Source organism: Dinghuibacter sp., assembly GCF_035492835.1.
Lineage (GTDB): Bacteria > Bacteroidota > Bacteroidia > Chitinophagales > Chitinophagaceae > Dinghuibacter.
The window spans coordinates 1-9,758 of the sequence record NZ_DATJIY010000002.1 but is presented as its reverse complement, the minus strand read 5'-3'; the positions used below and the strand labels follow the sequence as shown (position 1 = coordinate 9,758).

Genomic DNA, 9,758 nt, shown 5'->3' with positions numbered 1-9,758 from the left:
GGCGCCACGGGGGCCCGTCTCCTGGCCGCGGAGCCGGCGGCCTCCCAGGACATCAGCGACGTAAAGGTGACGCTGGTGCTGAAGGGGGAGCCCCTGAAAGCCGCGTTCACGCTGATCGAGAAGCAAACTGCCTTCCGTTTTGCCTACAACGAGCGACAGGTGGGGCGCTACCGTCACCTCACGCTGGACCGCGCGAATGCGCCCCTGGCGGAAGTACTCAGCGCCCTCCTGGACGGGACGGAGCTGGCCTATAAACAGGTTTCCAACAAGATCATCGTATACAAAACAGAGTCCGCGCCGGCGCCGATGCCCCCGCCCGCGGAGGTCGCGCCCGGCGACGGATCGGTCAGGGGGACCGTGGTCAACGCCAAAGGAGAGGCGGTCCCCGGCGCGTCGGTAACGCTGCGCAACGAGCAGGCCGGGGCGGCTTCGCCCAATGGGGTGGCGGCGGACGCGACGGGGCGGTTTACGATCGCCGGCGTGAAGCCGGGCCGGTATATGCTCCAGGTGAGCGCGGTGGGTTTCCAGGCGTACAGCCAGGCGGTAACGGTCACCGCCGATCACGCGACGGAGGTCCACGTCTTGATGAAAGAGGAGAGCGCGAGCCTCAACGAGGTCGTGGTGACGGGCTACAGCCGCCAATCCAAACGGGACGTAACCGGGGCGGCGTCGACGGTGTCCGCCGACGTCGTCGCGCAAACGCCGGTGTCCAGTGTGGAAGGCGTGCTCGAAGGCCGGGTGTCGGGCGTCACGGTGGACGGTCAGGGCGGCCCCGGCGCCGGCGAAACCATCCGCATACGCGGGATCGGTACGCTCCTCAACAACGACCCGCTGTTCGTGATCGACGGGGTGCAAATCAAGCTGGGTACCTCCAATGGCAGCCAGAACATCTCCAACCTCCTGGACCCCGGCGAAATCGAAAGCATCACGGTATTGAAAGACCCATCGATGACGGCACTATATGGCGCGGAGGGAAGTAACGGCGTCATTGTCATCACCACGAAAACCGGGCGCATGGGCGCGCCCCGTCTCGATTACAACATGTACATCGGGGTACAGACACCCAAGGACCTGCCCAGGACGATCTCCCCCCAGCAACAGGCGAATGCCCTGTACAATTCCTACACGGTGGCGGGGATGCCCTTTGGTTACGGCAATTTCTATAACGTGAGCGGCGGCTCGCCGGTGCTCCCCGACTATATCATCGAAGGCACCGCCAACAACCTGGGCGTCGGGGCCGGCGACCCGGCGGCGAGCGCTTCGCTGTACAACTACCAGAACTACCGGATCGTCAAGGCCAATAAAAGCGGGACGGACTGGTGGCGCGCACTCTTTGGACCGGCAATGACCCAGAACCACCAGCTCACGCTCAGCGGGGCCAACGACCGGAGCAACTACGCGCTGAGCCTGGGGTATATGGACGACAAGGGGACGCTGCTGAATTCGTACTTCAAGCGACTGTCGCTGCGCGTCAACACGCAGTTCAAGATAAAACCCTGGTTGCGGATAGGGGAGAACACCGAGTTTTCCTACGCAACCTCCAGCTCCATCGGGCGGAACCCGACGGGGGATATCGCGGCGTTATACTTGCTGTCGCCCCTGCTGCCCAAATACGACATCCAGGGCAACCCGGCGGGTACCAACAAAGCGCTCGTCCTGGGGAACACCAGCAACCCCTACACGGACAGGGTCAATTCGCTGGGGGACAAAAGTTACAACCAGTCCATTTTGGGGACGGCTTATATCGAGGTCGATCCCTACCGGGGCTTTACCTACACCAGCCAGATCGGTTTCCAGTTCTTTCCCAACGAAGGCCACGGCTATACACCCGTAGAATACGAGAACCCCATACCCGGCACGACCAACCTGTTTACCGAGGGGGGCGCGTACACCACCGACTGGCGCTGGCTGAACAAGCTCGCCTATACCCATACGTTCGCGGGTATCCACCGAGTGACCGCCTTTGTGGGGTATGAGGCCAGCGAGTTCGCCGAGCGCAGCTATGGCGGCACGACGGGCAACCTGGGGTATCCGTCGTCCAATACCGAATACCTCGGCAACGGGAATACGGGGACGGGCTCCGCTTTCGTACCCACCGTGTATGGCTCGGGCGTCGCCTATGCGACGACGTCGGCATTTGGCAACGTAACCTACGCGTTGATGGACCGGTATTTGTTGACGGGCACGTTCCGGCGGGACGGCTCGTCCGACTTCGGTACAGCCAGCCGCCACGGGAACTTCGGCGCGGGCAGTATCGGGTGGCGGATGACGGAAGAAAGGTTCTTGCGGAACGTGAAGTGGCTAAACGAGCTCAAGCCGCGTGTCTCCTACGGCGCGGTGGGGAATGACGATGCCTCTACCGTCAGCTACCTGGCGACGATTGCGTCCGGACCCTTTGGGGCGTATGACCTGGCGGGTACGAACACGTCGTCCATGGCAGGCTACTATCCTTTCCAGCTGGGGAATGCGAACCTCCACTGGGAATCCAACGTCACGACCAACGCAGGTTTTGACGCGGCGTTTTTCAACAGCAGCCTGACGGCCAGCTTTAACTGGTTCGACCGGGAAACCAAAGGCCTGATCTATGCGCCGCCTTCGTCGGGTACCGCGGGCTCGGCCCTCTCGCCGTACGAGAACGTGATGCGTTTTTCCAACAAGGGCGTGGAGCTGGAGCTGGGGTATACCGGACACGTCACGAAGGATTTCCACTTTGACGTCAACGTCAATTTTTCCACGTATAAGAACCGCGTCAACTATATCGACGGGATCGACAGCAGCTTTATCCAGGGCGGTGTTTTTGGCAGCAACAACGCGATCTACCTGACGCGGAGCACGGTCGGCCGGCCGGTGTCCAGCTTCTTCGGGTATGTGTATGAAGGGCTGTTCCAAAGCTCGGCGGACGTCTCGGGGCACGCGGACGAAAGCAACTTCGGCATCACGCCGGCCAACGGCGCCGGACACATCAAATACAAGGACCTGAACGCCGACGGGGTCATCGACTCCAGGGACGAGACGTACCTGGGCAACCCGAACCCCAGGTTTTCCTATGGGATGAACCTGAACCTTTACTTTAAACACTTCGACGCGGGTATCCTGCTCCAGGGCGTTTACGGGAACAAGATATTCAACTACGGGCGGACGTTATCCCAATTCCCGAACGGCGCGGCCGCGGGTCAGGGGGCGCTGTCGCCAGCGGGCCTGGACACGTGGTCGCCCACCAACACCAACGCAAAACTGCCGATCTACTCCCAGGACCTGAGCGCCTATGACCTATCGCCAGCCAGCGAGTTCATCGAGAGCGGCTCGTATATGCGTATCAAGATGCTCCAGCTCGGTTATACCCTGCCCAACCTCAAGGGCGTCCGCAAGCTGCGCGTCTATGTCCAGGCCTATAACCTGCTCACGCTGACCAAATACACCGGGATGGACCCCGAGGTCAACGACGGGAGCCCGGGTAACCTCGGGATCGATTACGGGACGGCCTATCCGTTTTCGAAAAAATATGTAATCGGACTAAACCTCGGACTGTGATCATGAAAAAGATATTCGTGCTTGTACCGCTCTGTTGCTGGCTGTGCGCCTGCAAAAAGAGCTTCCTCGACGTCCAGCCGCAGGGCGGGGCCGTCACGATCAACTTATTTTACAACGCCTCGGGCGTCCAGCAATTGCTGGTCGGGGCCTATCACGACCTCACCGGTATCGACGTAAAGAGTACCTGGTGGGGCACCTCGGGCACCAACTGGGTCTATGGCGACCTGCCGGGCGGCGACGCTTACCTGGGCGGCACGCCGGGGAGCGGCTACCCGCACCAGGTGCCCGACGCGCTCAACATCGAGAACTTCCAATCGCTGCCGACGACGGGTTTTATCGACGACAAATGGACCGCGGACTACGACGGCGTGGCGAGGGCCAACAGCGTAATCATCGCGGCCACGAACGCCACGGACATGACGGACGCGCAGCGTGCGGAGGCCATCGGCGAAGCGCGCTTCCTGCGCGGGCACTTCCACTTCGACGCGAAGATGATGTGGAAGAACATCCCTTTTGTGGACGAAACGGTGGCCAACTTCAACACGTTGCCCAACTCTTCCGATATATGGCCCTTGATCGAGGCCGACTTCCGCTACGCCTTCGACAACTGCAACGAGACGCAGCCGCTGGTGGGACAGGCCAACAAATGGGCCGCGGCCTGCTACCTGGCTAAGTGCTATATGTTCGAGCAGAAGTTCGCGCAGGCGAAGGGTTTGTTGGACTCCATCATATCCAGCGGTAAGAACGCCCAGGGCGTACCATACGCGCTGACGCCGTGTTACCACGACAACTTCGACGTGACCAGGGAAAACAATTCCGAATCGGTCCTCCAAACCAATTTCTCGGTGGACTATACGAGCCTGCCCGACAACGCCAACCTGGGCGAGACCGGCGTAAGCCCGGTGGGCACGGCGGCCGACGTTACCTACGGATACTGGAAGCAGCCTTCATTCAACCTCGTCAACGCCTTCAAGACCGACGCGAGCGGGCTGCCGATGCTGGACGCGTCGGGAAACGACACTTCCAACGGGACCAACATGAAAAACGACATGGGCGTGCCCTCGTCGTCCCCCTTCGTACCCTACCAGGGCACGGTGGACCCGCGGCTGGACTGGACCGTGGGCCGCAGGGGCGTACCCTACCTGGACTGGGGCGTCGATCCCGGGCAGGACTGGGTGGCCGACCAGGCTTTTGGCGGGCCCTTCGTCAACATCAAGAATATGTTCAGCCAGGCCAATGAAGACGTCGGTTTTGGCGGCATCATCTCGGCCTATTACTATGTCGGTAACAGCGCCGTCAACTACAACATCATCCGGTATGCGGAAGTGTTGCTGTGGGCCGCGGAGGCCGAAGTGGAGGTGGGTAGCCTGGAGCAGGCCCGCGCCTATGTGAATATGGTGCGTAGCCGCGCGATGAACGGCTGTAAGGTCGCGATTGACAACGCCACGGGATACCCTTCCGCGAATTATAGTATGTCGCTTTACGCTTCTCCGTGGACCGATCAGACTTACGCACGGGCCGCCGTGCGGTTCGAGACCCGGTTGGAGCTGGGGATGGAGGGGCACCGGTTCTTCAACCTCGTGCGCTGGGGTCTCGCTTCCACTTTCATGAACGATTATATTTCGGTGGAAGAGAACCGCGGCGTGGGGAGCGTGGTGAATGGGTCGCACTTTACGCAGGGGAAGAATGAGTACTTTCCGATACCGCAGCAGGAAATTACGCTCGATCCGAAGCTCACGCAAAATCCGGGGTATTGATGCGGCGGGGCATTTATGTAGGGATCGCGGCGCTGATGGGACTTTTCGCCTGTGGGCGCGGGCCGCAGGCGCATTATATCGCGGCGTCGGGCGACGATGGCGCGGACGGTTCCTTGTCGCATCCGTGGCGGTCGTTCTCGCACCGCGTCGTCTCGGGGGAGTTATTGTTGCGTGGCGGGGACACGTTGCGCGGGACGTTACGGCTGGATTCGTGTCATGATCTGAGTGTGGGTTCTTATGGAGACGGTTTCGCAGTGATTGCGGCGGGGGACTCGGCGGGGATTGTGGTGTACGCGGGATCGCGGGTTGCGCTTTCGGATCTGCGGCTGGTGGGTTCGGGGCGGAAGACGGGTAACGTGCACGAGGGTTTGTCCATCGTGGACTGTCGGGAAGTCGTGGTGCGTGACGTCGATGTATCGGGATTTCAGAAGGCCGGGATGATGATTTATGGGTGTTTTGGGCTTGTCGCGCACGGGGTGCGATCGCACGGCAACGGGGCGTCCGGGATCGGGGTCGAGGGCCCCCCCGGGAAAAAAGGGTGCGTGGATATACGGCTGATCGACTGTCATGCCGATGACAATCCCGGAGACCCGACAAACCTGACCAACCACAGCGGGAACGGGATCGTGGCGGGTCATTGCACGCGGTTGCTGATCGACAGCTGCACGGCGACCGGCAACGGCTGGGATATGCCCCGGATCGGGAACGGGCCCGTGGGGATATGGTGTTATGAGGCGGACAGCGTCACCATACAACACTGCATTGCCTACCGGAACAAGACATCGCCGGGCGCGGCCGACGGGGGCGGTTTCGACCTGGACGGCGGCACGACCCATTCGGTGATACAATACTGTCTGTCCTATGGCAACCAGGGGAGCGGCTACTGCATCTTCCAATACTGGGGTGCGAGCCCCTGGCATGACAACGTGATCCGGTATAACGTGACCGAAAACGACGGGACGGTATCCGACTCCCGCGCGGGCATCTATGTGTGGAATGCGTCGCGGGACTCCCTTCAGTTCTACAATTGCCAGGTCTGTAACAATACGGTGTATTCCGCGCGCGAAGCGGCGGTCAGCTATTCGGAGACCGCCGAGCGCCGGGGGTTTGTATGGTCTGATAACATTTTCGTCGGAGGAGATAGCTTGATCCGGGGGCTGCCCGGAGCGGACCGGTTTACCGGGAACGACTGGTGGTGTTTGCATCGTCGCGGGCCGGGGATGAATGTCGACCCGGGGTTTCCCGCGTACGCGGGTTTTACCACCCTGGTTTCGCCGGCGGGGCTGGATACGTTTTCGGCGTATCGTACAACGCTTACCGGCAAGGGCGCGAAATTCTAGGACTATGGATAGGAAGAAATTTATCGTTACCGCGGGGCTCGGGCTAGGCATTCGCCCCTGGCGCGTCGCCGCGGCTTTGGGCGCCAGCCCTGCCGGCGGCCCGGGCGCAGCCACTTTTCTCACGGCGGAGCACGGGCTGCCGGCAGGGCGGGACGGCATCACCAACGGTCTCAAACAACCGGTGACGTATTACAACGACTGGTCGTCGTATGACGAGCTCAGCGATAACACGCCGCTGACGGAGGCGCTGGCGATGAAGGAGCTGGGTGAGCTGCGAAGGCTCCAGTCCGCGGGCGTCCACATCGACTATTACATGATGGACGCGTTTTGGTTCGACAAGGACGGCGGCTACCGCACGTGGCACCGGGAGCACTGGCCAAACGGCCCGGACGCCTGGTTGCAGGGGTGTAAGGAGGCGGGTATACGACCAGGCATGTGGTTTTCCACGAACCTTATAGCTACACACAGCGGTCTTTTCCTGAACGTCATACCGGAGTGGAAGGACTCGCTGGCGGTGGGCGGAGGGACGTTTTGTCTTTTCGTGGGGGGGTACCTCAAACACCTTGGTGACACGTTACAGATGTGGTACGACAAAGGCGTGCGCGCGTTCAAGTTCGACTTTGCGTATTTCGACGCGGCGACCGGGGAAGTGAAGGAAACGCACCTGCCGGAGACCATCGTGGAGATGAACAAGCTGGCGCTGATGGACATGCTCCAGCGGTTCCGGGTGCGGAATCCGGACGTGGTGATCACGGGGTATAACGGTTTTGGCGGGGACATGGAAAACACGTTTACGCCCTTCCGGAAAACTGTGGACCCGCGCTGGATGGAAACCTTCGATACGATCTATTGCGGGGACCCGCGGTTCAGCGACGTGCCGATGATGAATATCTGGCGGTCGCAGGATACGTATACGGACCACATGGTCCGGCAGTTCGAATTCAACGGGCTGCCGCTGCGGCGGATCGACAATTGCGGTTTTATGACGGGCACGACGGGGACTTGCTATTACCGCGCGGACAATGCCTGGAAGGGCATGATGATCCTGCAGCTGGCGCGCTCCGGGTGGATGAACGTCTATCATGGGAATATGGAGCTGGTCGACGGGGCGTTTTTCCACAAGGCCCAAACATTGTATACCGGTCTACAGCGGTATGGGATGTGTAGCACCTTTGGCGCGATCCCGGGGACCGGGGAGCCTTATGGGTTTGCAGCGGAAGGGGCCAACGGGAGCGTTTTCACGGTGGTGAATCCGTCGCAGGCGGTGGCGAGCGTCGAGCTTCCGCTGCAAGAGGCTTCCGGCGGCCGGGTGTTGTACACCGATGGGGGATTCAAACCTACGGTATCGGGGCGCACATTGAGGCTCGGGCCGGAACAATTGGTGGTCGTGGGATATGGGGCGTATGCCTCGTTCGATTTGGGCGTCGACGAGACCATCCGGGTGGCGACCTCCATCGAGCCGGTACCGGTGACGTTTGTGGCGGCGGGGGCCAACGGAATCCGCGCGACCTTTACGCCGCCGGCAGGCAAACATATTCGCATCCTCTTTCAGCAATTCGGCGCCGACGGCTATCCCCGCCGCTCGTGGGGCGGCGCGCCGCCGGATGGGAAAAAGATGGACGCGTTCCTGCAGCTGCGCGTTACGCGGAACGGCGCTGCCGTGCCGTTCCGCAAAGAGTACGACAAAATGATCTGGAGCGGTCTCTCGTGGGGCGCCGGGGAGGTCGCGCCGGTGACGGGGCCGTTAACGGTTGAGTGCCGGTCGACGGAGGTCGAGCCGCTTACGCTGAAGGCATGGGTGTACGGCGTAACCTATTGAAGCGTGCAATCCGTGGTCGAGAACGAAATCATTATCGCGTCCCCCGCATTATAGGGCTCGGAGCTGAAATTGTAGGTCCCGATACCGCTGATCGTTAACTCCTGTACCGTGTAGCCGGCGATGTCGAGACAGGCGTACCCGCTGGCGCCGCCCGCGGGGCCGAGGGTAAAGCTTACATTGGATCCAACAGGAGCGGGACCTGTATGGGTACCCGATTCGGAGTGCATCGATTCCAGGGGTGCGGTAAAGGTGAACCCGTCGATGCCCGACAAGGCCGTGACCTTGGCGCCCAGGCCGTCGTAGATGTATACGCTTCCGTTGAAGGGGCGATGTATGCCGGCCGTCGGCTTATTGATGTACCTGGACACGGGGGCGAACGCCACACAGGCGAGAACGGAGGCAGCAAATAGGATAGCTTTCATTTTGATAAGTTTTCCTTAATATAAGGACTTTTACCGAACTTATCAAGTACCCGCGGCGCCGCGCTCCCGGTAATTACCGTGCGGCTGTAAAAATATCGACCTTCCTGCTGGTGGGTTTGAGCCTCATCAACGCTGCATAAATCGCTGCCAGGTCCTCCCGGGTCATCCCGCCGTATCGCGTCCAGGGCATAATGGTGTTGAATTCGCCCCGCTTTACCGCCGGGGGCACATAACCGCTGTCAGCCATGGCTCGGAAGCGGCTGACGAATTGGTCCCGGGTCCAGGCGCCGATGCCTGACTTCATATCGGGCGTAATATTGGCGGAACGGAGGATGAAACCGTCGGGTGATTTGAACTCCCTTCCCCCGGAATAGGCGAGCGAAAGATCGAGCTGACCCTTCTCGGCGGGTGTATGGCATTCGATACAGGCGCAGGCGTTCAACAGGTACGCGCCACGGGCGAGGGTATCGCCGGCGGCCGGCGCGGAGTGCGGGTCCGCCTTTCGGGGTATCGTGCCGAGGATGAAATTCATCGGGAAATCCGCCACCGACGCCGGTACCGAATGGTCGATCGAAGGCAACGTCCGGAGGTACGCGATAATACACTTGATATCCTCGGGGTCCATTTTGCCGTATTCGGCATAAGGCATCACCGGAAAAAGGGCTTTACCTTCTTTGGTCACGCCGGTGGTGATCACCCGGAACAATTCGCCGTCGGTATAGCGGCCGATACCGGCGGGCGTGATGTTTTTCGCGTAGAAGATACCGGGGAACCCCAACGACCGGTCGAAGGTCTCGCCGCCCTGGCCTTCCGTTCCCGGAACGAGCGGTCCCGATAACCGGCCCATATCGCGGCTGGAATGACAATCCATGCACACGGTCACATAGTT

General features: G+C 60.8%; 6 protein-coding genes. 4 read left to right on the top strand and 2 right to left on the bottom strand.

Translation table 11 applies throughout. The annotated features are described in order from the left end of the window. The 4 genes from VL547_RS00125 to VL547_RS00110 form a co-directional block, all read left to right on the top strand. Positions 1-3,531: TonB-dependent receptor (locus tag VL547_RS00125; protein ID WP_325573869.1), on the top strand; the 3,531-nt coding region annotated here is incomplete at its 5' end. Between the two features lie 2 nt (positions 3,532-3,533). Then, entirely contained in the window at positions 3,534-5,288 is a 1,755-nt protein-coding gene (locus VL547_RS00120) for a RagB/SusD family nutrient uptake outer membrane protein (RefSeq protein ID WP_325573867.1), read from the top strand. Continuing rightward, the gene (locus tag VL547_RS00115; protein WP_325573865.1) at positions 5,288-6,628 is read left to right on the top strand and encodes a right-handed parallel beta-helix repeat-containing protein; all 1,341 of its coding nucleotides are present in this window, start codon (positions 5,288-5,290) and stop codon (positions 6,626-6,628) included. Before VL547_RS00120 ends, VL547_RS00115 begins: the two co-directional genes overlap by 1 nt. A 4-nt stretch (positions 6,629-6,632) precedes the next feature. Next, on the top strand, positions 6,633-8,447 hold the full coding sequence (locus VL547_RS00110; RefSeq protein ID WP_325573863.1) for a hypothetical protein: 1,815 nt from the start codon (positions 6,633-6,635) through the stop codon (positions 8,445-8,447). Here the strand turns inward: VL547_RS00110 and VL547_RS00105 are convergent. Beyond that, the gene (locus VL547_RS00105; protein WP_325573861.1) at positions 8,441-8,869 is read right to left on the bottom strand and encodes a hypothetical protein; all 429 of its coding nucleotides are present in this window, start codon (positions 8,867-8,869) and stop codon (positions 8,441-8,443) included. The genes VL547_RS00110 and VL547_RS00105 overlap by 7 nt on opposite strands. A 73-nt stretch (positions 8,870-8,942) precedes the next feature. Continuing rightward, positions 8,943-9,758, bottom strand: an 816-nt coding sequence (locus VL547_RS00100) for a cytochrome C (RefSeq protein ID WP_325573859.1), incomplete at its 5' end; no start/stop codon positions are given.